Origin of the sequence: Iodobacter fluviatilis, assembly GCF_004194535.1 — a bacterium.
Lineage (GTDB): Bacteria > Pseudomonadota > Gammaproteobacteria > Burkholderiales > Chitinibacteraceae > Iodobacter > Iodobacter fluviatilis_A.
Genome location: NZ_CP025781.1, coordinates 553,547 through 576,790, shown reverse-complemented (window position 1 = coordinate 576,790; position 23,244 = coordinate 553,547). Strand labels below are relative to the sequence as shown.

Below are 23,244 nucleotides of genomic sequence, written 5' to 3'. Positions count from 1 at the left end.
CTGCCGCTAGCAATGCAGGATGTGTAAGGAATTACAACTTTGCTTAGTGTAAAGAGAGATCAAACCCCATGTCGGGTTCGTCATTCGCACCTTTGTTTTCCGTGCTGACTTCGTGCTCAACAAGGGGTTGCGCGTTATTGACCAGCCAAGATAGATTGGTGGCCGAATCGGCGCTTTTAAGTGCTTCGTCTAGCTCGATTTCGCCACTACGGTAGAGTTTATATAGCGCTTGTTCAAAGGTTTGTGAGCCTTCAGAAAGGCTTTGCTCCATCGCCTGTTTGATGTCGCTTAGTTCGCCAGCGCGAATCAGCTCGGCAATGCGCGGGGTGTTGAGTAGAACTTCTACTGCCGCAACCAGCTTGCCTTCTTTGTTTTTAACGAGGCGCTGGGAAACAATGGCTTTCAGAGATGAAGACAAGTCATAGAGCAGTGCATCACGCGATTCTTGCGGATAAAAATTAACCACACGTGAAAGGGAGTGGTAACTATTATTGGCGTGCAGAGTAGAAATACAGAGGTGACCTGCTTGCGCGTATTGCATGGCATGCGTCATCGTTTCGCGGTCACGAATTTCACCAATCATCAGCACATTGGGTGCTTCGCGCATCGCATTGCGTAGTGCTTCATGGTAGCTCTTGGTATCGATCCCAATTTCGCGTTGATTAACTAAGGATTTCTTGTGTTTGTGTAAAAATTCGATAGGGTCTTCCATCGTCAAAATATGGCCCGCATGATTCTCATTGCGGTGGTTGAGCATGGCGGCCATAGTTGATGACTTACCTGAGCCGGTCGCCCCAACCACAAGAATAATACCGTGCTTTTCCATGATCAGATCTTTGAGCACAGGGGGCACGCGTAATTCGTCAAAAGAGGGAATATTGCTGCGGATGTAACGTGCCACCATCGATACAGAGCCGCGGGCTTTAAAGATATTGATACGGAAACTACCTACCCCAACCACAGGGTAGGCAAAATTCATTTCCAAAGTGTTTTCAAATTCTGCAGTCCGCTCAGGCGTCATCAATTGATAGGCGAGTTGCTTAACGTGCTCAGGAGCAAGGACCTGATTATTCACCGGATAACACAGGCCATCGATTTTAATTACGATGGGTGATTGAGCGGCAAGAAACAAGTCGGAAGCATTGCGTTCCGCCATCAATTTAAAAAACGGCAAAAGGTTCATGAAAAACTCGATTAAGTAGGACGCAATTCGCGTCTCAGTATTTTACCTACATTTGACTTGGGTAGGCTGTCGCGAAACTCCACTTGTCGTGGAATTTTATAATTGGTGAGGTTTTTACGGCAGTGGGCAATGATGTCTTCTTGAGTTAGTTTTGGATCTTTTTTAACCACAAAGATTTTTACCGCTTCGCCAGATTTGTCATCGTTGACACCAATGCAGGCCACCTCTAAAACGCCCTCAAGGCTGGCCACTACGTCTTCAATCTCATTAGGATAGACGTTAAAGCCTGAAACTAAAATCATATCTTTCTTGCGATCAACTAGGCGGAAAAACCCCGTTGCCGACATGATGGCAATATCGCCCGTACTTACAAAGCCATCTTTACCCAGCACTTTTGCCGTTTCATCTGGACGCTGCCAGTAGCCCGCCATCACTTGAGGGCCATGAATAAATAACTCACCCGCTTCGCCAGGAGGTAGGGCTTGGCCTTCATCATTGCGTACTTCACCAATGGTGGAGGGGATAGGTAGGCCAATCATGCCGTTAAATTCTGGTAAATTCATTGGATTCATCATGGCTGCTGGCGATGTTTCGGTTAAGCCGTAAGCTTCAATTAAACGCACGCCGGTTGATTTTACCCAGCGTTCTGCTACCGCATGTTGTACCGCCATGCCGCCGCCTAGGGCGAGTTTCCATTTGCTAAAGTCTAGTTTTGCAAAACTGGGATTATTTAATAATGCATTAAATAGTGTGTTGACGCCGGTGATGCAGGTAACGGGATATTTACCCATTTCTTTGATAAAGCCCGGAATGTCGCGCGGATTGGTAATCAGTAGATTGGTTGCACCAATTTTAGAGAAAACCATACAGTTCGCAGTGAGCGAAAAGATATGATAAAGCGGTAGCGCTGTTACAATCATTTCGCTGCCTTCATTCACTACAGGGGCAATCCATGCGTGCGCTTGTTGCATGTTTGCAACAATATTGCCGTGAGTAAGGATGGCGCCTTTAGAAACGCCCGTGGTGCCGCCGGTGTATTGCAAAAATGCAATATCACTGTGGTTAAGATTCACTGGTGTGGCCGTGAGCGTGTTGCCGCGTTCAATGGCGTCATTAAAGGTGGTATGGCCAGGTAGATTAAACGCTGGAACCATTTTTTTGATGTGTTTGACGACGGCATTCACGATCAAACGCTTAGGGAAACTCAGCCTGTCACCAATTTCGGTCAGCAAAACATGCTTTACATCGGTTTCTTTTATAACTTCTTCAAGCGTATGGGCAAAGTTGGCCAAGATTACGATGGCAACTGAGCCGGAGTCTTTTAATTGGTGGCTTAGCTCGCGTGGTGTATAGAGTGGGTTGACGTTAACCACCACCATGCCCGCTCGCAAAATGCCGAAAATGGCGATGGGGTATTGCAATAAATTAGGCAACATCACCGCAACGCGTGATCCACGAGGAAGTTTTAGCTCTTGCTGCAAATAGGCGGCAAACGCAGAGGATTGTTGATCAAGCTCTTTATAGGTAATCGCCTTGCCCATATTAAGAAAAGCGGGCCGCTCGCTAAAACGCTCTACTGAGCGAGCAAGTACTGCAGGTATTGCTGCGAATTCATTCATATCAATGGTCTGGGGAACCCCAGGTTGATAGCTTGCCCACCATGCTTGTTCCATCTAACTGTCCTCTGTTTAATTACAGGTAATCATAGAACTCTATTGTGTTGCTGTCAGGTGAACAAGTATCTATGTTCCCTGTTTCGCCAAGTGATTGTTTCTGTTACAATCCCGCCTTCTTCGGTAAAAGGCCGGAGAGGTGGTAAAGAAATGGGCGCAGTTTTGCAGCCCATTTTTTGTTTGTGGCGATAGCGTGCCGTATTCGATGTGCAGCTTTTACGATGGATGCAGCGGCGGGATTAGCCAGATAAGTGATGAAGGAATGTATGGCGGCAAATTTACAAGATGTACTGGAAACTACCCTGCCAGGGCTCGGGTATGAACTCGTAGATCTGGAGCTGGCGCGTAATGGCTTAGTGCGTGTCTTTATAGATAAAGAGGGTGGTATTAATGTGACTGACTGCGTAACTGTAAGTCATCACCTTGAACGACTTTTTATTGTTGAAGGCGTGAATTACGAGCGCTTAGAGGTTTCATCCCCAGGTCTGGATCGTCCGATCGCGAAGGCGGCAGATTTTGCTCGCTTTGCTGGGCAGATGGTAAAAGTGAAATTGCGCTTACCGTTGCCGGATAAACGTAAAAAGCTCGTCGGTATTTTGATTGGGCTAGAAAATGATGTGGTGCGCGTAGAAGTCGATGGACAAGAGCTATCCCTGCCGCAATCACAAATTGACAAGGTGCGGTTAGAGCCGCAGTTTTAAGAACTAATCAGCCTAGAATGTTCGGGTTGTTTGCCGGAGGGGTAGTGAGATGAGCCGGGAAATTCTGTTGCTGGTCGACGCGCTGGCGCGTGAAAAGAACGTAGAAAAAGATGTCGTATTTAGTGCACTAGAAATGGCACTGGCTTCGGCGACCAAAAAACGTTACGAAGAAGATGTCGATATCCAAGTGGATATCGACCGAGACAGCGGCGATTACAGAAGTTTTCGCTGTTGGACGGTGGTTGAAGACAATGATCATGAAGAGCCATCTCGTCAGATCGCCATGACTGATGTGCCGGATTACGATCCAGAGCTCAAGGTTGGCGAAACTTGGATGGTTGAGCTTGAAGCGATTGAATTTGGTCGCATTGGCGCGCAAACCGCTAAGCAAGTGATTTTGCAAAAAATCCGTGATGCAGAGCGCGAGCAAAACCTGAATGACTTCCTGCAACGCAGCGAATTCATTGTTTCTGGCAATATCAAACGTATTGAGCGTGGCAGTGCCATTCTTGAGCTGGGTAAGTTAGAAGCCGTATTGCCACGTGATCAAATGATCCCTAAGGAAAACTTACGGGTTGGCGATCGCGTTAAAGCATTTTTATTGCGTGTTGATCGCATGGGACGTGGGCCACAGTTGGTGTTGTCACGAATTTCAAATGAATTCATGACCAAGCTCTTTGAAATGGAAGTGCCTGAGATTGAAAATCAGCTGATCGAGATCAAAGCCGTAGCCCGTGATGCGGGTGCACGTGCCAAGGTGGCGGTTAAGTCGAACGACGCACGTGTCGACCCACAAGGCACATGTATCGGTGTGCGCGGAACTCGCGTGAATGCCGTGACGAATGAATTGGCTGGTGAGCGTGTTGATATTGTGTTGTGGTCGCAAGATCCAGCGCAATTCGTGATTAACGCCCTGTCTCCTGCTGAAGTGAACTCCATCATGCTTGATGAAGAAACGCACAGTATGGATGTTGTGGTAGATGAAGATAATCTAGCCATGGCCATTGGCCGCGGTGGCCAGAATGTGAAACTAGCCGCTGAATTAACTGGTTGGAAGATCAATATCATGACCGTTGACCAAGCTCAGCAAAAACACCAAGAAGAGTTCGCCAATGTGCGTCAGCTCTTTATTGATGTGTTGGGTGTCGACGAAGAAGTAGCGGACGTTCTTGTAGAAGAAGGCTTTACCACGCTAGAAGAAGTGGCTTATGTGCCGATTGCTGAGATGCTAGAAATTGAAGCTTTCGATGAAGACGCCGTCAATGAGCTGCGTACTCGCGCACGGGATGCCTTGTTAACACAAGCCATCGCTCGCGAAGAAAAGCTTGAGCATCAAGCAGAAGACCTTAAAAACCTTCAGGGAATGACACCAGAATTAGCAGCCCTTCTGGCTGATAAAGAGGTGCATACCCGAGACGATCTCGCCGACTTAGCCGTCGACGAATTAATAGAAATGACCGGAATTGATGAAGAAGCTGCCAAGCAACTGATCATGAAGGCGCGCGAGCACTTGTTCGCCTAACGCTCGGGAGAGAAATGCATGAGTGACCTCAATGTCAACCAATATGCGGTAGAGCTGAAAATGCCATCGCAAGAGCTGCTAGCGAAATTGCGCGCAGCTGGCGTCAATAAATCGAGTGAAGTCGATGTGATTACTACTGAAGATAAAGCAAGCTTACGTGCTTATCTTGAGAAAAAACATGATGGCGACGGTGATAAAAAAATCACAATTCATCGTAAACAAAGCAATGAAATTCGTAAGACAGATGCAACAGGTAAAGCGAAATCTATTCCGGTTGAAGTGCGTAAAAAGCGTGTAGTAGAAGCCAGTGCTGTGGCAGAAGTTGCTGCGCCACGCTCCGCTGAAGTGGCTGTGGCCACAACTGCCGCTGGTCAAGTGATTGATGATGCAGAGCGCTTGTCTCGCGAAGCGCAAGCGCGCCGCCAGAATGAATTATTTGCGCGTCAGGCTGCAGAAATGCGTGCCAAGCAAGGTGGTAAAGCGGTTGCTGAAGTGCCTGCTGTTGTGACTGTTGCTGCACCTGCACCTGCAGCAGCGCAAAAGCCAGCTCCGGTTGCTGCCCCAGCTAAGCCTGCTCAACCTTCGCCAGCTCCGGTTGTAGCGAAGCCTGCTGCTCCTGTTACTCAGGTTGCAAAACCAGCCGCTCCAGTGGCAAAAGCGGTTGTTCCGCCAGTTGCAGCACGCCCTTCACCAGGCGCATCGCAATCTAGCCATCCAGATCGCCCACGTGTTGGGATGCGTGTTGAATTGCGTAAGCCACGCAATGAGCCAATGAAAGCACCTGAGCCTGTTGCACCAGTTCCGGTTGCTGCACCTGCGCCGGTTGCTGCACCTGCTCCAGTGGCCGCACCTGCGCCAGCTAGTCGACCAAAACCAGCAGCTACCCCAAGTAGCGCTTCACCTGCGGCAAAACCTGGTGATAAAAAGCCAGCAGCAGCCCCAGGCAAGAAAGAGCCTTGGAGTGATGGTCGTGGTAAAAAAGGTATTCGTAGTCGTGGTGGCGATGCCGGTAATGATTGGAAGAGCAAAAAGGGTGGCAAAGGCCGCCAGGCTGCAGTTAATCCGGACAATGCACACGGCTTCCAAGCGCCAACTGATAAAGTTGTGCATGAAGTTATGGTTCCAGAAACAATTTCCGTAACTGATCTTGCCCATAAGATGGCAGTGAAGGGCGTGGAAGTTGTTAAAGCCCTGATGAAGATGGGCATGATGGTAACCATTAACCAAGTACTGGATCAAGAAACCGCGATGATTATCGTCGAGGATATGGGCCATACCCCAATGGCCGCTAAGCTTGATGATCCAGAAATCTATCTGGGTGAAGGCGAAGTTGCAGTTGAGCATGTGATGTTGCCACGTGCACCGGTGGTCACCGTTATGGGTCACGTTGACCACGGTAAAACATCGTTGCTGGATTACATCCGTACCGCCAAAGTGGCGTCTGGTGAAGCCGGTGGGATTACTCAGCATATCGGCGCGTACCACGTACAAACCGAAAAAGGCATGATCACCTTCCTTGATACCCCAGGTCACGAAGCGTTTACCGCAATGCGTGCTCGTGGTGCCAAGCTGACTGATATCGTGGTCTTGGTGGTTGCTGCTGATGACGGCGTGATGCCACAAACCATCGAAGCGATTGCTCACGCAAAAGCTGCGGGTGTGCCAATTGTCGTTGCCGTCAATAAGATTGATAAGCCTGAAGCAAATCCAGAGCGCATCCGTCAAGAGTTGGTAACGCATGAAGTGGTGCCTGAAGATTGGGGTGGTGACGCGATGTTTGTTGATGTCTCGGCTAAGAAAGGCTTGGGTATCGATGAATTGCTGACAGCGATCTTGCTGCAAGCCGAAGTGCTTGAGCTGACTGCGGCGACCGATGCGCCAGCGAAAGGGATTATCATTGAAGCGCGTTTGGATAAGGGTCGTGGTCCAGTTGCTTCTATGCTGATTCAATCAGGTACTTTGCGTAAGGGTGATGTGATTCTTGCGGGGCAAGTATCTGGTCGCGTCCGTGCGATTCTTGATGAGCACGGCAAATCGATCTTGGAAGCCGGTCCTTCGATTCCAGTAGAAATTCTGGGTCTGTCTGAAGTGCCAGCCGCTGGTGAAGATGCCATGGTGCTGACTGACGAGAAGAAAGCGCGTGAAATTGCCCTGTTCCGTCAAGGTAAGTTCCGTGATGTGAAGTTGGCTCGTCAACAAGCGTCCAAGCTAGAAAATATGATGGCGCAAATGACAGAAGGCGAAGTTCGCAATCTGCCTATCATCATCAAGGCTGACGTACAAGGTTCTGCCGAAGCGTTGTCACAAAGCTTGCAGAAATTGTCTACCGACGAAGTACGCGTGCAAATCTTGCACAGTGCCGTGGGTGGTATTAGCGAGTCTGACATCAACTTGGCACTGGCATCGAAAGCCGTTGTGGTTGGTTTCAATTCGCGTGCAGATGCAGCAGCACGTAAGCTTGCAGAGTCTGAAGGCGTGGACATTCGTTACTACAACATCATTTACGATGTAGTGGATGATGTGAAGCTGGCGCTATCAGGTATGTTGGCCCCAGAAAAACGTGAACAAATCATTGGTATGGTTGAGATCCGTCAGGTCTTTACTGTTTCCAAGGTGGGTACAATTGCGGGTTGCTTGGTAATGGAGGGCTTGATCCGCAGTCATGCGGGTGTTCGCTTACTGCGTAATAATGTGGTTGTGCACCAAGGTACGCTTGATAGCCTGAAACGCTATAAAGACGATGCAAAAGAAGTGAAGGCTGGTTTTGAGTGTGGTCTAAGCTTGAAGAACTACAATGATCTACAGCTTGGCGATCAGTTGGAAATCTTCGAAATCGTTGAAATCGCTCGTACACTGTAATTAATTAAACGGTGAATCGATGGGGGAAGAGGGCGTTGTCCCGCTTCCCCTTTTGCGCTTTACCAAAAGGTTTAAAAATGGCCAAACAATTTACGCGTGCTGATCGTGTAGCACAACAAATTCAGCGTGATTTAGCCACCGTGATTCGTGCGGAGCTGGATCATCCCCAGGCATCTTTAATTACGATTACTGACGTAGAAGTCACACGTGATTATTCGCATGCCAATGTGTTTTATACTTTTCTTGGAACGCCAGAGCAGGGGGCTGAGGTGGCTTCTTTAATGGAGCGGGCTAAGGGCTTTTTGCGTAGCCAATTAGCGCGTGGTATCTCGCTGTATAAAATGCCGGAATTGCATTTTGAATATGATCATTCGGTTGAGCATGGTATGACTTTATCTCGCCTGATCGATCAAGCTAGCAGCTTGTCTAAGGCTCCTGAAGAAGATGGCGATGATGAATCTACCGGCAAGCCACTAAATGGCTAAACGTAAGATTGATGGCGTTTTGTTGCTCGATAAGCCTTTTGGTATCTCTAGTAATAATGCCCTACAAAAAGCGCGCTGGTTATTGCAAGCAGAAAAAGGCGGTCATACCGGGGTGTTAGACCCATTTGCCACTGGTTTGCTGCCGCTTTGTTTTGGTGAAGCAACTAAATTTGCCCAGCGTATGCTGGAGGCCGATAAAGGTTATCGCGCCACCATTAAGCTGGGTGAAATCTCCACAACGCTTGATGGCGAGGGTGAGATTACTAAAAGTGGCGATGCGCCTAGCGATCACATATTAATTCGTGCGGCAATTAACACTTTTGTTGGGCCGGTAATACAAACTCCTCCGATGTATTCTGCGCTAAAGTTTCAAGGCAAGGCCTTGTATGAGTACGCCAGAGAAGGCGTAGTGATTGAACGTCAATCGCGTCAAATCACCATCTATCGCATTGATATTATTTCTATAGAAGGCGATGTGATTGTCATTGATGTGAGTTGCTCAAAAGGCACTTATATTCGTGTTTTGGCGGAAGATATCGGCAAGGCGTTAGGTTGTGGCGCTTATCTTACTGGCTTGCGTCGTACCCGCACGGCGGGATTTTTGCTGGAAAACTCGATTAATTTAGACGATTACAACCATGTGCCAGTTGAAGCGCGTGATGGCTATTTATTGCCGGCAGATTGCCTATTGCTTGACTTACCCGCATTGTTTTTTAATGCGGCAGAGTTTGAAAGAATCCGCGTTGGCATGACGATTGAGCGCGCTGGTTTAATCCCTAGCGAGTATCGTCTTTACGCCGAGGGTGAAACTAGGGATAATGCACGGTTCATCGGTTTGGGCGAAGTGGCCACTGCGGCTGAGAATCCGCATGCATGGCTGCGGCCTAAACGACTTTTGTCTGGTTTGTAAAAGCGAGGCAGATTAAAGGGAGCTTGATTGGGTTGACATCCTTAGGGATAGACGCTCGGCCTAGCTCGACGGTGCTTTATATGTGTAAAGCGCCTTATCTCAATGGAGCAGTAAAATGTCAGTAACAGTTACTCAAAAAGCAGACATCGTTAAGAAATTCCAACGCGCTGAAGGCGATACTGGTAGTCCTGAAGTGCAAGTTGCACTGCTGACTGCACGTATCAATGACTTAACACCTCACTTCAAAGCCAACAAGAAAGATCACCACTCACGTCGTGGTCTGCTCAAGATGGTAAGCACACGTCGTCGTCTGCTTGATTACTTCAAGCGTGTTAACTCTGAAGGTTACCGCGCTCTGATCGCTGAACTCGGTCTGCGTAAGTAATAAAAAAAGTCGCAGTCGCTAAGACTGCGGCTTTTTTGTTGGCTAAGTCAGTTTAAAGAAGTGACACTCAAACTTGTCAAAATTACGCAAGATATTGTGGCACTTTTTTAAGTAAGTCCCTTCATGCCTGTCAAATAGCGGTTTCGGCGGCGGGTTGGAGTAGTGGTTGTGCCGGAGCCGGCAGCGCCTCAGTCGAGCTGCAGCGGAAAATCAATCACGCCTTGGACTGGAGGCGTTAGTGTGAAAAAAGGATCAGTCAGTGTTCAATAAAATTGTGAAATCATTCCAGTACGGTAAGCATAATGTCACCATGGAAACGGGTGAAATTGCCCGCCAAGCGAGTGGTGCAGTCCTGATTAATATGGACGATACCGTTGTTCTTGTGACTGTTGTAGCCGCTCGTGACGTTAAGCCTGGTCAGGATTTCTTTCCGCTGACCGTTGACTATCAAGAACGTACCTATGCTGCGGGTCGCATCCCAGGTGGTTTCTTTAAACGTGAAGGTCGCCCTTCTGAAAAAGAAATCTTAACCTGCCGTTTGATCGATCGCCCAATTCGTCCCCTGTTTCCTGAAGGTTTTTATAACGACATCCAGATCATTGCGACGGTGATGTCGGTTAATCCAGAAGTAGATCCAGATATCGTTGCGATGCTGGGTGCTTCTGCTGCATTGTCTATCTCTGGTGTGCCTTTTGATGGTCCAATTGGTGCCGCACGCGTGGCTTACATCAATGGCGAATACGTACTATGCCCAACCTTATCTGAGCTGAAAGCTAGCCAGATGGATCTGGTGGTTGCCGGTACATCACAAGCGGTATTGATGGTTGAGTCTGAAGCAGACGAGTTATCTGAAACCATCATGCTGGGTGCGGTTGTGTTCGGTCATGAGCAAATGCAAGTGGCTATCAATGCCATCAATGAATTAGCTGACGAAGCTAATCCAGAATTGTTTGCTTGGGATGCTCCAGTTGCAAATGAAGCTTTAGTTGCACAAGTACGTGCAGTAGCGGCTGCTGGCCTGTCTGAAGCATTCAAATTGCGTCAGAAGCAATTACGCACCATCAAAATTAATGAAACTTGGGCGCTGGTTAAGGCTGCACTGATTACTGAAGAAACCGGTACGCTGGCAGCTAATGAAATCAAGGGTATTTTCAAAGGCCTTGAAGCTGAAATCGTGCGCGGCCAAATTCTTGATGGCTACCCACGTATTGACGGTCGTGATACACGCACTGTGCGTCCAATCACGATCCGTACTGGCGTATTGCCACGCACTCACGGCTCGGTACTGTTTACTCGTGGTGAAACCCAAGCGATTGCAGTAGCTACGCTGGGTACTAAGCTTGATGAGCAAAAAATTGATGCATTGGCCGGTGCTTACACAGATCGCTTTATGCTGCATTACAACTTTCCTCCGTACTCGACCGGTGAAACGGGCCGTGTAGGTACGCCGAAACGCCGTGAAATTGGCCACGGTCGTTTGGCTAAGCGCGCACTGGCTGCGATGCTGCCGTCGGTTGAAGACTTTGGCTACTCAATGCGCGTTGTTTCGGAAATCACCGAATCAAACGGTTCAAGCTCAATGGCTTCAGTTTGTGGTGGTTGTTTGGCCTTGATGGATGCGGGCGTTCCGATGAAAAACCACGTGGCCGGTATTGCCATGGGCTTGATCAAGGAAGGCAATCGCTTTGCAGTATTGTCCGATATCTTGGGTGATGAAGATCATCTGGGCGATATGGACTTTAAAGTGGCAGGTACTGAAAACGGTATCACCGCACTGCAAATGGACATCAAGATCAACGGTATCACTAAAGAGATCATGAAAGTGGCTCTGGATCAGGCACAAGAAGGCCGTGTGCATATCCTTGCTATCATGAAAGGCACAATGGAAGGCGCGCGCACTGAAGTGAGCGAGCATGCTCCACGTCTTTACATGATGAAGATTAATCCGGAAAAAATCCGCGATGTAATCGGTAAGGGTGGCTCGGTGATTCGTGCGCTGACCGAAGAAACGGGTACACAGATTGATATCCAAGAAGATGGCACCATCACCATCGCTTCGATCTCAGCTGAAGGCGCGGATGAAGCGAAACGCCGCATTGCAGATATTACTGCTGAAGTTGAAATCGGCAAGATCTACGAAGGTCCAGTGGTTAAGATTCTGGATAACAACGTTGGCGCGATTGTATCGATCATGCCAGGTAAAGATGGCCTGGTTCACATCAGCCAAATCGCTAACGAGCGCATCAAAAACGTTGGCGATTATCTGAAAGAAGGCCAAGTGGTTCGCGTTAAAGTGATCGAGCAAGACGAGCGTGGCCGTATTCGCTTGTCAATTAAAGCGGTTACAAACGAAGAAACACCTGTCGTAGCTGCTGAAGTAGTTGCTGCGCCAGTGGAAGTTGCAGAATAAGTTTTAGCTAAAAAAATACCGACCTTAAAGGGTCGGTATTTTTTTGCCTGTTATTTGAGGTGGTTTTAAAACGACATCGATTTTCGATTGCTGTGTTCAACGGTAGCTAAAAATATTCATTTACTTGATTATGACTCTTGCTCCGGAACCATTGATTTATTGACCTGTATGGCGTTGCTAACTTCAGGCGATTTAATTGGTTTTGACGTGGAGCGCTCTTATTCCACACATACCTTGTTCAAGCCGGATCATGCGTGGATTCGTGGCTGAGTAAGAGACATAATCAGGTTCATTTATGATTTGTAAACTACAGTTTTTGTCGTCTTTTAGAATTCATGCTACGTTTTACAGCTGCCACATTTGTATAGTCGTTTAGCGGTGTTGGCGCTTATTGCTGACTAGCCAGTCGAGCAAGGGTTGCCATTGTAAGCGATCTTGTTTAGTACGTGAAACGGGTAGATCAAGTAGGGTGAGTCCGCGCTGAATGCTTTGTACATAGAGCTGGGTATCTCTAATGCAAGTCAGTAATGGTAATTCAAACTTTTGTAAAAATTCGGTAAGTTGAGCGGCGGATTGGGTACGCGGGTTAACGCGCATTCCCACTACTGCAACCGAAATCTGTTCACGCCGTACCGCTTTTACTTCGGCGAGTGTGTTAAAAAAATCAGCACTGGCCCACATATCGAAAGCAGATGGCAATACGGGTATCACCACATGATCAACGCGCATCAAGGCTTGTTTTAGCTGTTTGCCATGTAAGCCTGCTGGTGAATCCAGCACCGCAATGCCTGTTCCCTTAGGTGTGTGTGCTTTTTCTTCATCATTGATATTCCAGCTACGAATTTGCGGCGAGCTTGCAGGACGCATCGCCAGCCAGTGGCGGCTAGATTGCTGAACATCAATATCACCTAGCATCACGGCCTCTTCTTGCCATGCAAACCAAGCTGCCAAATGAGTTGAGAGGGTGGATTTTCCACTGCCACCTTTGGGATTTGCAATAAGAATGCTGCGCATAATAACCTGAGAAGTGAATTTAACGGTTTATACTATTTAGATAGTTTATACTTTTTTTACCTTTTATGGCGGGGCGTGATACTTTCAAGTAAAGATAATGTAATAATTATAAGAGGCTTTTGTTATTTTTAAGAAACTTATGGCATGGAGTGGACAAAGTAAGTCTGTAATTAAACTTGAAGAAGCATGACTATTAATGTCACGCCTGTTGCCGCGCTAGATATACCCGAAATGATTGCAGTTGGGAGAGGCGTTGTTGCACAAATCGGCCAAGCCTTACTGCTGTTAGAATGAACGCATGAGCAAATGGGAACCGAGCAAGTACAAAACCACCCATTGGAACGCTTATCACGCAGCTCTGAAATCGCGCGGTTCACTGTCAGTTTTGCTTAACCATCAAGTGCCTGACGCCAGTATGATCTGCCGATGAAAAAAAACGCTTTAAGGTCGTCATCTTGGTACGAAAAAGCATATCGTCGAAAATGGTGCAAAGCGCACATCGGTATTGACGCTGAAACCCTTGAAATACGTGCCATTTGAGGTGACGAGTAACGTCGAGGGAGACGCACAAATTTTGCCTGATTTGATTGAGCAGATACCAGAGGATGAAGTACTGGTTTTCGTGCATGATAATGGCACATACGATACAAAAGCTTGCTACGCTGCGATTGCTAAACGTAACGCAGCCACCATCATTCCGACGAAAAAAACGAGCAACCGTGGCAAGAAAATAAGTCAGATGCAGGCGAGAAACGAGACGGTGCGCGCCACGAAGTACTTAGGCAGAAGGCGATGGAAAAACGGGAGTGGCTATCATCGGCGGAGCTTGGCTGAAACCAACATGCGCTGTTTCAAATTGTTGGGTGAACGGGTAATAGACAGGGATTTTGATCGGCAAGTGGCAAAACTACAAATGCGTGTTGCGATCTTAAATCGCTTCACGCAATTGGGTACACCAGTGACGGTGCGCGTGGCGTAAATCCGTATGGGGTTTGGGGCGGTTTGTTCTTAAACTGATTTGTGCAACAAAGCCGCTACAGCCTAAAAGAGTATGTGCTCTTTTAGGCCCAAATAGGGGCTGCCGTGTGGGGAATGGTCTATCTGTGCTTAGGATTCAAATGCAGATTGCAGTGAGTCCAAGGTGATGTGCCAGTGGCTAAGCATATGGCTAAATACAGCCAGTTCGGCATCGTTAATAACTTGATCTGATTTTGATAAATCCAGTGCCATTGCCGCGACTTGTAGTCGTTTTTTAGGCTCACTGACACTATCTAATATATAGTCTATACGCTCACGATTAATCAGGCTAATTCGGCCTTCTTCATCGGCTTCGTCGGAAATATCATTGCAATAATCATGTAATACTTGAATAAAGCCTTTGCGGCTAATCCCGATGGCTTCATAAACATGTAGATGTTCTAATTCTTCTAGCTCTTCTGGGTTGAAATTACCATCACAGACCATTTGCATGACTAGGATTCGAGCCATTGCTTCAGGGCTATTGATTGCATACTTTTTCATTGTGTATCCCTTATTGCCGCGAGTGCCTGCTCAAAAGAGACAGGGGTCTTCGCAGGCTTGTGTGTATGATAATAATCAAAAAAAACAATCGATGTTTTAGCTAGAGCTATTTCGGTATGATCGCTAATCCGATCTACGCGGTAATATAAATCAAAACCAATACTGTTTAAATCACTCACAAACACGGTAATTTTGAGCTGATCACCTAAAAAGGCTTCGTGTCTGAATTGAATTTCAGCGTCCGCCAATATAATGCCAGGTGTCTCTGCATTGCCAATTTCGTCGTGCTTTAAATGGTGTAGAAAGCGTACTCTAGCCTCGTGGAGCATTCCAAGCAATGCCTGATTAGCAAGATGGTTGCCGTAGTTCAGATCCGTCACCCGTACTTCAAGTTGCGTGCTGAAATCTGCGCCTGGTGGACATAATAATTTAAGGCGCTGCATAGGCTAATCATTCGTTATTTATATCGCAACGAGTGTATGCTGAAGCTTTATACAAGGCAACACCGCTTGCTGTTAAACTAATCTTATTATATCTATGCTTTTAATAAAGAGGACGATTATGTATAAGCGTATTTTAGTACCTGTTGATAATAGTGAAACGAGTGCTGCAGCTATTGTTGAGGGCCGCCGTTTTGCAGGTGAGCAACGTGCCAAAGTTAAATTAGTACATGTGGTTGATTTGGCTCAGTTTGCTTGGAGTGCTAATGAGTTTTTAGATGTGCCTCAATTGCAAAACGCTTTACGCCAATCAGGCGAAAAACTATTGGCTGAATTGGCGGAGGGCCTTCGGGCGGATGGTATTGAGGTGGAAACTAATTTACTAGAATCGTGGGGGGGTAATTTAGCGCAGGCGATTGTAAAAGAGGCAGAAAGTTGGTCGGCAGAATTAATTGTGATGGGAACACACGGTTATGGTGGATTAACTCATTTATTAATGGGTAGTGTTGCTGAAGGGGTAGTGCATTGCACCCCCGTACCAGTGTTATTGGTGAGAGCCACGCCTGCTGAAAAGTAGTCTGAGACTTATGCCCGAGTTTGAGTGAGTGATGTTGAATGGCAAGTAATATAAGTAAGGTTTTACAGGTGATTGATCACAGCCGGGATAGTGCCGGCTGTGTTTACGTTTACCCAGTGGTTTCACGCCGAGCTGGCGGTGTGTCGGTGGGCGTTAATTTAAACCCGAATAATGCCTGTAATTGGCGCTGCGTCTATTGTCAGGTTCCTGACTTAATCCGTGGTGGAGCGCCGCAAATAGATTTGGATTTGCTTGAGTCTGAATTACGCGGCTTGCTGAACGATATTGTGCATGGCGATTTTATGCAAACGCGAGTACCTGCTGAAGCGCGCCGCTTAAACGATGTTGCTTTTTCAGGTAATGGTGAGCCAACGAGTAGCTTGCAGTTTTTATCCTGCGTAGAGCGGGTGGGGAGTGTGCTAAAGGCGTTTGATTTAATCGGCAAAATTAAGCTGGTGTTGATTAGCAATGGCAGCCAGCTAGATCGTCAGCAAGTTCAAGCGGGCATTGCGCTGATGCGTGATTTGGGTGGTGAGGTGTGGTTTAAGCTGGATCGTGCACCTGTAGATGGCTTTGCTCCTGTTAACCAAGTGCAGCTTAAGCGTGCGCAAGTGGCGCGGCGTTTACAGCTGGCTGCTAAGCATTGCCCAACGTGGATTCAAACCTGCATGTTTGAGATGGATGGTGCCTTGCCGGATGAGCAAGCAATCAGTGCATATTTGGATTTTTTGCAAAGCAATATTCAGGCTGGGGTGAGGCTGGAAGGGGTGTTGTTGTATGGCTTAGCTAGGCCGTCGATGCAGCCAGAGGCGGATAGATTGAAGGCAGCGCCAATAGAATGGATGCAAAAATTAGCCCAGCGAATCACTGGGCTTGGGCTGGAGGTAAAATTAAGCCTGTAAATGGCTGTGGGCATGCTTAGGGCGTACAGGTGCGTCTTCTTCATGCGCTGCGGCAGCGGCCCGCAATGTGTCGTACAGCTCAGTGCGTTCTTCACGCAAATGCTGAATGACTTGGTAGTCTTCGCGGTTGATTCGCGCTAAATCAATTTGCTCTACATGTACCACGCGCAAGAGTTCACGAACGGGGCGTGGCATATTGCGGCCACTTTCGTAGCGTGAGCCACCACTTTGCGTGACACCAATGCGGCTCCAAAACTCTTGTTGATTTAATCCGAGTTGTTGACGAATTTCGCGTGGGTTGATGGTTGTGCTGGTCATGAAGCTTCCTCTTTGTGACGCATGAGGCTTTGTGCAGCCCCATGTCATTATCAATGTTATCGTCATCTTATCTAGCTAAAGCCTAATATACACGTCACTATTTCACGATTATTCCCGTGATAATTTACGTTATTTTGTTGGAACTTATTTTTGCGATTAAAAATCGCAAGATATTGGCTTATTAATATTTTGGAATTGACTAAGTATAATGAGTGATTGATGTGGTTTTTTTGGATTGTATGGCCGGAATCAATTTATGTCCTCTACGAACAATCTTGTTAGAATCGCCGCAGAAAAATAAACAGTAATATGGGGGGTAAGGCGCTATGTCGTTTGATTATGGTAGTGACAGTAATAAATTTAATCTTCCTAATCCAATGCGATTAGAAAATATTTTCTTGCTGCTATGTGGTTCAGCGTTACTGATCGCAGGTTTGCTGCTGTTGTTGATGGTCAAGCAAGCCATTGCCGCTGAAACCATCTACTACAAACTTGCTGCGGTACTGCTGGCGGTGGCCATGCTGGGGGCAGGTGTGTCTTTATTGGGCTGGGCCATGCGGCAATTGCGGTTTTTCTTTGGCCGTGGACGCCCCGTCAGCCTTGCCGATGAGGTGCCCAATGGCATGCAGGGCAAATCTCCATCTTCTGATAGTTTGCGGGAAGTATTACGCCAGCAGGCTTTGGTTTATCAGGAGCCGCAGGGGGCGTTAAGTACTTTATTGCACTCTATTGTGCCCAATTTGACCTTTGCGCCTGAGCGCATTCGTAATTTAGCCCTACTGCACTTTAAGAAAGGCATCACTCTGCTGATGGTGCTTGCCGTGCTGGTTTTAAGCTTGGTGGGTGGCAAAGCGCATGGGCCAGAATGGCAGCATATTGCTAATTGGATTGGCGTGGCTTTTATGGGCTACGTGGTTTGGCTGCTGTTAGCACCAGTTAATAACGCACTTGGCTTATCTTTGCGTGATGCGGAGCAAACGCTTAGCTCATCTCGGCTGGTGATGATGTTGGTGTTGGCTATTCTTGGCCCCGTAATATTGCTAAAGCTGGCTCCTAAGCTACCTGATGTGGCGTGGCTTGATCCCTTTCCCCAAGTTTTTGTGTTGATTGTGCTGGCCTTAGCGGTATATAGCGTGTTTTATTTAGCGTTGCTGCGTAATGTAAAACAACCGCCCAATACGGTGGTGAGCAATAAGCAAGACACATGGAGCATCAATTGCCACCCTGGTTTGGCATTAGAAGAATTTGTACGTGAGATGCAAAACAACTGGCAAGAAAGTATTCCAAATCGCACTTATTCTCGGCTGGAGCCGCATATCGATTTAAATGAAAAATCAGGTCGATTTTATGCCGAAGCGTTAGAAGAAACCCAGCCTTTGCCTATTGATGGGGCACCCGTTTCATTTGCTAGCGCATTTGCCTCGCCACGGCTACAGCCCTTACTTCTTCTGGATTTAATTGGCACCTCTTTTGTCTTGCTAGCAACTGTTTTGTTTACCTTAAGTGGCATGCAAATACTGAGCGTTGTGGCTAGCACATTTAATGCAAATTTACTGACATACGGTGCGGTGTTTTTTGCTTTGGGTGTGTATGCGATTAGCTCGGCTCATCAACTTTGGCAGCGTTTTGAATTTAAATCTCAATTAATTAGTATTGAAATGAGTGGTCATTATGTAACTGCTCAATTGGATCATGGCAATGTGTTAAAAGATTCCATTAAAACCAATAGCCATGTGGTGCAAATTGAATCAATGACCTTTCGTTTGTGGCTTACCGAGCTAACAAGTGTGACTTTCCAAAATGGTAGCCAACGCTATGCCTTGTCATTGATGGGTAATGCCGAACGGGCTGAGCAATTATTACGCCATTTTAAGAAATTTGCTCACGATCAGGCGATTATATTGGCTCCTAAGGCTCAGGCAGATCAGCAGCGTCATGCAGTATTAGGTCAATTTAATCAGGCGGCGGCATTGCCAGATGCGCCAGAGGTGATGGCGATTTCGCTGGGGGAGGGTATTTTGATTGATGCGGCAGTTGTTGATGTCGCTCCTGTATTAAAGCGGCCTAAATTTTGCAGTAAATGCGGCACCGCAACTATGTCCGATGCATTGTTTTGTAGTGAGTGTGGCGAGAAAATCACATAGGCATAAGTGGCCGAGATTGATAGGTTAGTACTTCTTATTTAGGCCAAGTTATTTTTTGTATGGCGGCTGGAGCCCACTATATTTAGTTTTTAAACTGGTTTAACTTGCTGCGCAAAAATCTTACGAGCAGGGACAGCAAGCAGCGTCCCTGTTTTTTTGTGGGCAAACTAGCCTTACAACGCCCTTGCCAGAACCCATGCATCGACCCGTGCCGCGCCCGCCTGCTTTAAGCACTTGGCGGCGGCGTGCAGGCTGGAGCCTGAGGTCATGACGTCATCCACAATCGCAATGTGTTTACCCGCTAAATTGTGCTGGGTATAAAACGCGAGCCGCATATTTTTATGTCGCTCGGTTTGAGATAAACGCGCTTGGTGTTCGGTATTGATTTTGCGCTCTAAACAAAACTGAATAGGGCGCTGTAATTGCAGTGCAATAGGCTTGGCTAATTCAAAAGCTTGGTTATAGCCGCGCTCTGCTAAGCGGGAGGGGTGTAATGGCATGGGCAAGATAAAGTCTGGCTTAGGTGCAGCTTGTACCCGCTGCAAGAGCAATTGTCCTAGCGTAGGCAGCAATGACCATTGCCCTGAAAACTTGGCTGCAATAATCAGCTCGGTTATCGGTGGGGCATAGATCAGTGCTGCGTAGCTAAAATCAAAAGCGGGTGGGTGGCTTAAGCAGGCACCGCATAGGCCGCTATCGTTGGAGGGAAGGGCGCATTGCGGGCAAAGCTCGGCGTTTAAAAAAGGTAGTTTTTCAAGGCAGGCGGGGCAAAGTGCGCTACTTTTACAGCTGGCAGCACACAGCACACAGCTACAGGGTGGTGCACAGTTGTTCAAAAAATTTAAGATAAAATTTGACAACTTCGTCTCCGCTTTAGACAATCGCTCTTTGATTATGCCTTTTGCTTTGAAAATTGCTGCAATTTCAATGCCACTTTCTGGATGTCTATGCTCATGACTTCGCATCAACCCATTGAATTTAAACGTGCTACACCTCATCCAGAAAGCGGTGCTTACTCGCTGGATGCGGTAGCGGCCCTATTTGAGCTGCCTTTTAATGATTTGGTGTTTCAGGCGCAGACCATACACCGCCAGCATTTTGACGCCAATAAAGTACAGCTTTCTACCCTGTTATCGGTAAAAACCGGTGGATGTTCAGAAGACTGTGGCTACTGCTCGCAATCGGCCCGCTACGATACGGGCTTAGAAAAAGAAGTGCTGATGAACGCCGATGAGGTGATCGACGTAGCCCGCATCGCCAAAGAAAACGGCGCATCGCGCTTCTGTATGGGTGCAGCATGGCGTGGCCCTAAGACCAAAGATTTGCTTGAAGTTAAGAAAATGATCGCTGGCGTGAAAGCGCTAGGCTTAGAAACTTGCGCCACTTTTGGTATGTTGAAAGAAGGCCAAGCCGAAGAGCTACGCGATTCTGGCCTTGATTATTACAACCACAACCTAGATACCTCGCCAGAAAACTACGCCAATGTAGTGACGAGCCACAGCTATCAAGATCGGCTGGATACCTTGGGTAAGGTGCGCAAGGCGGGGTTGAATGTCTGTAGTGGCGGCATTGTGGGCTTAGGTGAAACAAGGCTAGACCGCGTGGGCTTAATTGCTCAACTGGCCAATTTAGAGCCGCAGCCTGATTCTGTACCCATTAATAATTTGGTGAAGATTGAAGGCACGCCGTTGGAAGAGGGTGAAGCCATCGACTGGACTGAGTTCGTCCGCATGATCGCCGTGGCGCGCATCACCATGCCAAAATCCTTTGTACGCCTTTCTGCTGGCCGCCAACAAATGCCCGAAGCCATGCAAGCGTTGTGCTTTATGGCCGGTGCCAATTCTATTTTCTATGGCGATAAATTACTTACCACGGGCAACCCAGATGTAAGCCGTGATAAAAATCTATTTGCTAAGTTAAATATCAAGCCTTTATAAGGGGTTAATAAAGCGCGAAGCGCAGGCTTCCCGTTTTTTATTTGGCTAGAAATCACAATGAGTAAGTGGCTGAGTGATTTGTTATTGAATGCCGAATGATTGCAATGGCAGGCCGAAACCTACCCAGCAATCAAGCGGGAAGCCAAGCAAACTGGGGCTACCATCTACTTTGGCGATGAGTCAGGGTTACGCTCGGATGACCACACAGGAACAACTTGGGCCCCTTGCGGGCAGACGCCCGTGGTGAATGTAACAGGCAGCCGTTTTTCACTCAATATGCTCTCTGCGGTAGGCGTTCGTGGCGAATTTAGTTTTATGGTGCATGAAGGGTCAGTTAATTCGGAAGTCTTTCTGAGTTTTCTAAAACGACTCATGCAGGACGCCACCACGCCCGTTATTTTAATTGTGGATGGTCATTCCATCCACAAGACAAAAATAGTGAAAGACTATGTTAATGAATTGGCAGGTAAATTGAAGATCTATTATTTACCACCCTATTCGCCACAACTGAATTCAGACGAGCAAGTTTGGGCGCATGTGAAGCGTGAAGATTAAAGTTGACACCCTATTTGGTCGCCTCATTTTTTCGGCATCCGGACTGCGAATATTTAGTCACGTGATATGACTTTCTAAAAGTTTAGTAATGGCCGATCGCGCCAATTATCTAAATGAGTTGCCGCGTCCCAGGCAGTCCGGTTGAATGACTTGTTAGGGCTGGTGAAAAGATAGCTAAATTGTGCGGTATAAATTTAAGAATATTGGGTTTAGTTATCGGTTTTTTGTTTTCTAATTTCAGCAAAGCGAACGATGACGAAGGCAATTAATGCAAAAATAAAAAAAACAAGTAGAAGCCAAGCAATGCCTTGTAAGCTTTCTATAATAGTTCGATAAATCTCTAAAACCCAACGTTCTTGGGTTAGTTCAATAACTTTTGAATCTTTATCCCAGCGCGCTGGAGTGATGTATTTCTCAAGCTCATAAATACGCACTCCTGCAGAAACGCCAACGACAAAAATTGCAAATTTCAGATATTTTAACCAAGCGGTGCTGATTTCATCGGCAATGATCCTTTTTAAAATTTGATCTATTGGAATTGAAAAAATACGTACCACAATGGCCGATACTGAAAAAGATAAGACAAAAGTAACAAGTAGTAATGTGAAGAACATTTTTACTCCAAAGCGCTAAGGTAAAAGTAAGGGGCTATAGCCTCTGAGATGGTTAAAAATCGCTGCAAGATACAAATTAGTACCGCTTTATAACCGAAGTAACTTTCGCTCGGTTTGTGCTCTCGTGTTTCGATCATGAACGTGACATTTGTATTAAAAGCAGGCAGCAAGAGCGATACAAAAAAGAAAATTAACGAATCGTAAAACAAAATGTAATGGCTCTGTTTTTCATCCGGTTGTGTAGCCTCTAGCGTTTGCGATGCGATGCGTAATCTAGCTTGCTGGGGCGTTCTCTCGATTGGAATGGTTAACCCTTTGTGTGCCTATCGTGCAAAAAGACTGGTTACTGCGTATCGAAAACGATACATTTCGCTGACTCACTATTCGTAGGGGCCTGGAACTGAGCTTCCATGAAGTCGAACATTTCAGGCGTGACCTCAAAGGAAAATGTTTCACTTTTATTGACATTTCTGGAAAGGACACGATCTCTGCGAAGCGCAAGAGGTGCGGTTACGTAATGAGTGCGCACAGGAAGCCGTCTTGCCTCCGCAAGCGTGATGAACCTCGACCTATCTTCGATTTTCATGAAGCCAAGATCGAGGATGACGTTTCCGCCGCGTTGCGCCACATCAGCAGCAACTGCCCAAATTCGTTTTTCGCAGCGTTGAACACGCTCCATGATCCAAGGGAAGCTGATTGGTTTCGGAATATCTGGCCCGTATAGTTCGCCCATCCATTCATCAATCGAGAAGCGAGTGCCTTGCTCGCGGTCAGCGAGCTCCCGAGCGTATGTCGTCTTGCCTGCGCCTTGCTGGCCAAAGACTATGTGAACTGTTGCCATGACTTGCCTTTGCGTTGTTGTGTGAAGTGTATAACGGTTTATTGTAATGCCTAGCAGCCTGTCGGACTTAAGACTGATCTACTACGGAAAAGCCAGATTTGGCCATATTTCACGCATTTTCTCGTTGAATAGCCAGCTATTCGCCTCAAAAAACCGCAAAATCTGTCTCAAACCGGTCTTTCCCTCGCTACGATCGCTTAAGTCCGACAGGCTGCTAGCGTTTGGTGAAGGGGCGGGCTTTAGCCCGTCCCAG

At 47.1% G+C, this 23,244-nt stretch carries 20 protein-coding genes and 3 pseudogenes; 14 read left to right on the top strand and 9 right to left on the bottom strand.

The features are described 5' to 3' along the window. Positions 1–43 precede the first annotated feature (43 nt). Both C1H71_RS02335 and C1H71_RS02330 read right to left on the bottom strand, forming a co-directional pair. Positions 44–1,183, bottom strand: a complete 1,140-nt coding sequence (locus C1H71_RS02335) for a PilT/PilU family type 4a pilus ATPase (RefSeq protein WP_130105135.1) — start codon at positions 1,181–1,183, stop codon at positions 44–46. An 11-nt stretch (positions 1,184–1,194) separates the two neighbouring features. Beyond that, on the bottom strand, positions 1,195–2,856 hold the full coding sequence (locus tag C1H71_RS02330; RefSeq protein ID WP_130105134.1) for an AMP-binding protein: 1,662 nt from the start codon (positions 2,854–2,856) through the stop codon (positions 1,195–1,197). Positions 2,857–3,122: 266 nt separating this feature from the next. Between C1H71_RS02330 and rimP the strand changes: the two genes are divergently transcribed. The 7 genes from rimP (at position 3,123) to pnp (ending at position 12,128) form a co-directional block, all read left to right on the top strand. Next, positions 3,123–3,557, top strand: coding sequence for a ribosome maturation factor RimP (gene rimP, locus C1H71_RS02325; protein WP_130105133.1), 435 nt, complete (start codon positions 3,123–3,125; stop codon positions 3,555–3,557). Positions 3,558–3,606: 49 nt separating this feature from the next. Further along, positions 3,607–5,079 (top strand): transcription termination factor NusA, encoded by a 1,473-nt coding sequence (gene nusA / locus C1H71_RS02320; RefSeq protein ID WP_130105132.1) that lies wholly within the window; start codon positions 3,607–3,609, stop codon positions 5,077–5,079. An 18-nt stretch (positions 5,080–5,097) separates the two neighbouring features. After that, entirely contained in the window at positions 5,098–7,938 is a 2,841-nt protein-coding gene (gene infB, locus C1H71_RS02315) for a translation initiation factor IF-2 (protein ID WP_130105131.1), read from the top strand. Positions 7,939–8,015: 77 nt separating this feature from the next. After that, a complete protein-coding gene (gene rbfA / locus C1H71_RS02310) occupies positions 8,016–8,423 on the top strand; it encodes a 30S ribosome-binding factor RbfA (RefSeq protein WP_130105130.1) in 408 nt (135 codons plus the stop codon). Beyond that, positions 8,416–9,333, top strand: a complete 918-nt coding sequence (truB, locus tag C1H71_RS02305) for a tRNA pseudouridine(55) synthase TruB (RefSeq protein ID WP_130105129.1) — start codon at positions 8,416–8,418, stop codon at positions 9,331–9,333. Before rbfA ends, truB begins: the two co-directional genes overlap by 8 nt. A 115-nt stretch (positions 9,334–9,448) precedes the next feature. Next, positions 9,449–9,718 (top strand): 30S ribosomal protein S15, encoded by a 270-nt coding sequence (gene rpsO / locus C1H71_RS02300; RefSeq protein ID WP_046349858.1) that lies wholly within the window; start codon positions 9,449–9,451, stop codon positions 9,716–9,718. A 259-nt stretch (positions 9,719–9,977) separates the two neighbouring features. Then, positions 9,978–12,128 (top strand): polyribonucleotide nucleotidyltransferase, encoded by a 2,151-nt coding sequence (pnp, locus tag C1H71_RS02295; RefSeq protein ID WP_130105128.1) that lies wholly within the window; start codon positions 9,978–9,980, stop codon positions 12,126–12,128. Positions 12,129–12,500: 372 nt separating this feature from the next. Here pnp and C1H71_RS02285 read toward each other — a convergent pair whose 3' ends face one another. Further along, positions 12,501–13,142 carry a ParA family protein gene (locus C1H71_RS02285; RefSeq protein ID WP_188053533.1) on the bottom strand — a complete coding sequence of 214 codons (642 nt, stop codon included), beginning with the start codon at positions 13,140–13,142 and terminating at the stop codon, positions 12,501–12,503. Between the two features lie 298 nt (positions 13,143–13,440). Here C1H71_RS02285 and C1H71_RS21885 point away from each other — a divergent pair. Beyond that, positions 13,441–13,536: pseudogene (locus tag C1H71_RS21885) on the top strand (IS5/IS1182 family transposase); the annotation flags it as partial. A 77-nt stretch (positions 13,537–13,613) separates the two neighbouring features. Next, positions 13,614–14,121, top strand: a pseudogene (locus C1H71_RS02280) (IS5 family transposase); the annotation flags it as partial. A gap of 128 nt (positions 14,122–14,249) precedes the next feature. On the opposite strand, the gene C1H71_RS02275 reads toward C1H71_RS02280, so the two are convergent. Further along, positions 14,250–14,663 (bottom strand): hypothetical protein, encoded by a 414-nt coding sequence (locus C1H71_RS02275; protein WP_130105125.1) that lies wholly within the window; start codon positions 14,661–14,663, stop codon positions 14,250–14,252. Further along, positions 14,660–15,106, bottom strand: coding sequence for an acyl-CoA thioesterase (locus tag C1H71_RS02270; RefSeq protein WP_130105124.1), 447 nt, complete (start codon positions 15,104–15,106; stop codon positions 14,660–14,662). The genes C1H71_RS02275 and C1H71_RS02270 overlap by 4 nt, the downstream gene beginning before the upstream one ends. Positions 15,107–15,224: 118 nt before the next feature. On the opposite strand from C1H71_RS02270, the gene C1H71_RS02265 reads away from it, so the two are divergent. Together C1H71_RS02265 and C1H71_RS02260 are read left to right on the top strand one after the other, a co-directional pair. Next, on the top strand, positions 15,225–15,680 hold the full coding sequence (locus tag C1H71_RS02265; RefSeq protein ID WP_130105123.1) for a universal stress protein: 456 nt from the start codon (positions 15,225–15,227) through the stop codon (positions 15,678–15,680). A 68-nt stretch (positions 15,681–15,748) separates the two neighbouring features. Then, a complete protein-coding gene (locus tag C1H71_RS02260) occupies positions 15,749–16,582 on the top strand; it encodes a radical SAM protein (protein WP_223145968.1) in 834 nt (277 codons plus the stop codon). On the opposite strand, the gene C1H71_RS02255 is transcribed toward C1H71_RS02260, so the two are convergent. Next, on the bottom strand, positions 16,571–16,900 hold the full coding sequence (locus C1H71_RS02255; RefSeq protein ID WP_130105121.1) for a helix-turn-helix domain-containing protein: 330 nt from the start codon (positions 16,898–16,900) through the stop codon (positions 16,571–16,573). The genes C1H71_RS02260 and C1H71_RS02255 overlap by 12 nt on opposite strands. Positions 16,901–17,226: 326 nt before the next feature. On the opposite strand from C1H71_RS02255, the gene C1H71_RS02250 reads away from it, so the two are divergent. Continuing rightward, positions 17,227–19,044, top strand: a complete 1,818-nt coding sequence (locus C1H71_RS02250; RefSeq protein ID WP_130105120.1) for a zinc ribbon domain-containing protein — start codon at positions 17,227–17,229, stop codon at positions 19,042–19,044. Positions 19,045–19,217: 173 nt separating this feature from the next. Here the strand turns inward: C1H71_RS02250 and C1H71_RS02245 are convergent, their stop codons facing one another. Continuing rightward, positions 19,218–19,904, bottom strand: a complete 687-nt coding sequence (locus C1H71_RS02245; protein WP_188053531.1) for a ComF family protein — start codon at positions 19,902–19,904, stop codon at positions 19,218–19,220. A 93-nt stretch (positions 19,905–19,997) separates the two neighbouring features. Here C1H71_RS02245 and bioB point away from each other — a divergent pair, with 93 nt between their 5' ends. Continuing rightward, entirely contained in the window at positions 19,998–20,981 is a 984-nt protein-coding gene (gene bioB / locus C1H71_RS02240; protein ID WP_130105118.1) for a biotin synthase BioB, read from the top strand. A 105-nt stretch (positions 20,982–21,086) separates the two neighbouring features. After that, positions 21,087–21,601, top strand: a pseudogene (locus tag C1H71_RS02235) (IS630 family transposase); the annotation flags it as partial. Between the two features lie 144 nt (positions 21,602–21,745). On the opposite strand, the gene C1H71_RS02230 reads toward C1H71_RS02235, so the two are convergent. Both C1H71_RS02230 and C1H71_RS02225 read right to left on the bottom strand, forming a co-directional pair. Beyond that, positions 21,746–22,150, bottom strand: coding sequence for a hypothetical protein (locus tag C1H71_RS02230; protein WP_130105116.1), 405 nt, complete (start codon positions 22,148–22,150; stop codon positions 21,746–21,748). Between the two features lie 343 nt (positions 22,151–22,493). After that, on the bottom strand, positions 22,494–22,991 hold the full coding sequence (locus tag C1H71_RS02225; RefSeq protein WP_130105115.1) for an AAA family ATPase: 498 nt from the start codon (positions 22,989–22,991) through the stop codon (positions 22,494–22,496). Positions 22,992–23,244 lie beyond the last annotated feature (253 nt).

Coding starts and splice junctions, on each gene's coding strand:
- rimP (WP_130105133.1), top strand. CDS start 3,123: ATGGCGGCAAATTTACAAGATGTACTGGAAACTACCCTGCCAGGGCTC.
- rpsO (WP_046349858.1), top strand. CDS start 9,449: ATGTCAGTAACAGTTACTCAAAAAGCAGACATCGTTAAGAAATTCCAA.
- nusA (WP_130105132.1), top strand. CDS start 3,607: ATGAGCCGGGAAATTCTGTTGCTGGTCGACGCGCTGGCGCGTGAAAAG.
- C1H71_RS02255 (WP_130105121.1), bottom strand. CDS start 16,900: ATGACCAGCACAACCATCAACCCACGCGAAATTCGTCAACAACTCGGA.
- C1H71_RS02275 (WP_130105125.1), bottom strand. CDS start 14,663: ATGAAAAAGTATGCAATCAATAGCCCTGAAGCAATGGCTCGAATCCTA.
- C1H71_RS02230 (WP_130105116.1), bottom strand. CDS start 22,150: ATGTTCTTCACATTACTACTTGTTACTTTTGTCTTATCTTTTTCAGTA.
- C1H71_RS02285 (WP_188053533.1), bottom strand. CDS start 13,142: ATGCGCAGCATTCTTATTGCAAATCCCAAAGGTGGCAGTGGAAAATCC.
- C1H71_RS02265 (WP_130105123.1), top strand. CDS start 15,225: ATGTATAAGCGTATTTTAGTACCTGTTGATAATAGTGAAACGAGTGCT.
- truB (WP_130105129.1), top strand. CDS start 8,416: ATGGCTAAACGTAAGATTGATGGCGTTTTGTTGCTCGATAAGCCTTTT.
- C1H71_RS02250 (WP_130105120.1), top strand. CDS start 17,227: ATGTCGTTTGATTATGGTAGTGACAGTAATAAATTTAATCTTCCTAAT.
- C1H71_RS02225 (WP_130105115.1), bottom strand. CDS start 22,991: ATGGCAACAGTTCACATAGTCTTTGGCCAGCAAGGCGCAGGCAAGACG.
- C1H71_RS02330 (WP_130105134.1), bottom strand. CDS start 2,856: ATGGAACAAGCATGGTGGGCAAGCTATCAACCTGGGGTTCCCCAGACC.
- C1H71_RS02270 (WP_130105124.1), bottom strand. CDS start 15,106: ATGCAGCGCCTTAAATTATTATGTCCACCAGGCGCAGATTTCAGCACG.
- bioB (WP_130105118.1), top strand. CDS start 19,998: ATGACTTCGCATCAACCCATTGAATTTAAACGTGCTACACCTCATCCA.
- C1H71_RS02335 (WP_130105135.1), bottom strand. CDS start 1,183: ATGAACCTTTTGCCGTTTTTTAAATTGATGGCGGAACGCAATGCTTCC.
- rbfA (WP_130105130.1), top strand. CDS start 8,016: ATGGCCAAACAATTTACGCGTGCTGATCGTGTAGCACAACAAATTCAG.
- infB (WP_130105131.1), top strand. CDS start 5,098: ATGAGTGACCTCAATGTCAACCAATATGCGGTAGAGCTGAAAATGCCA.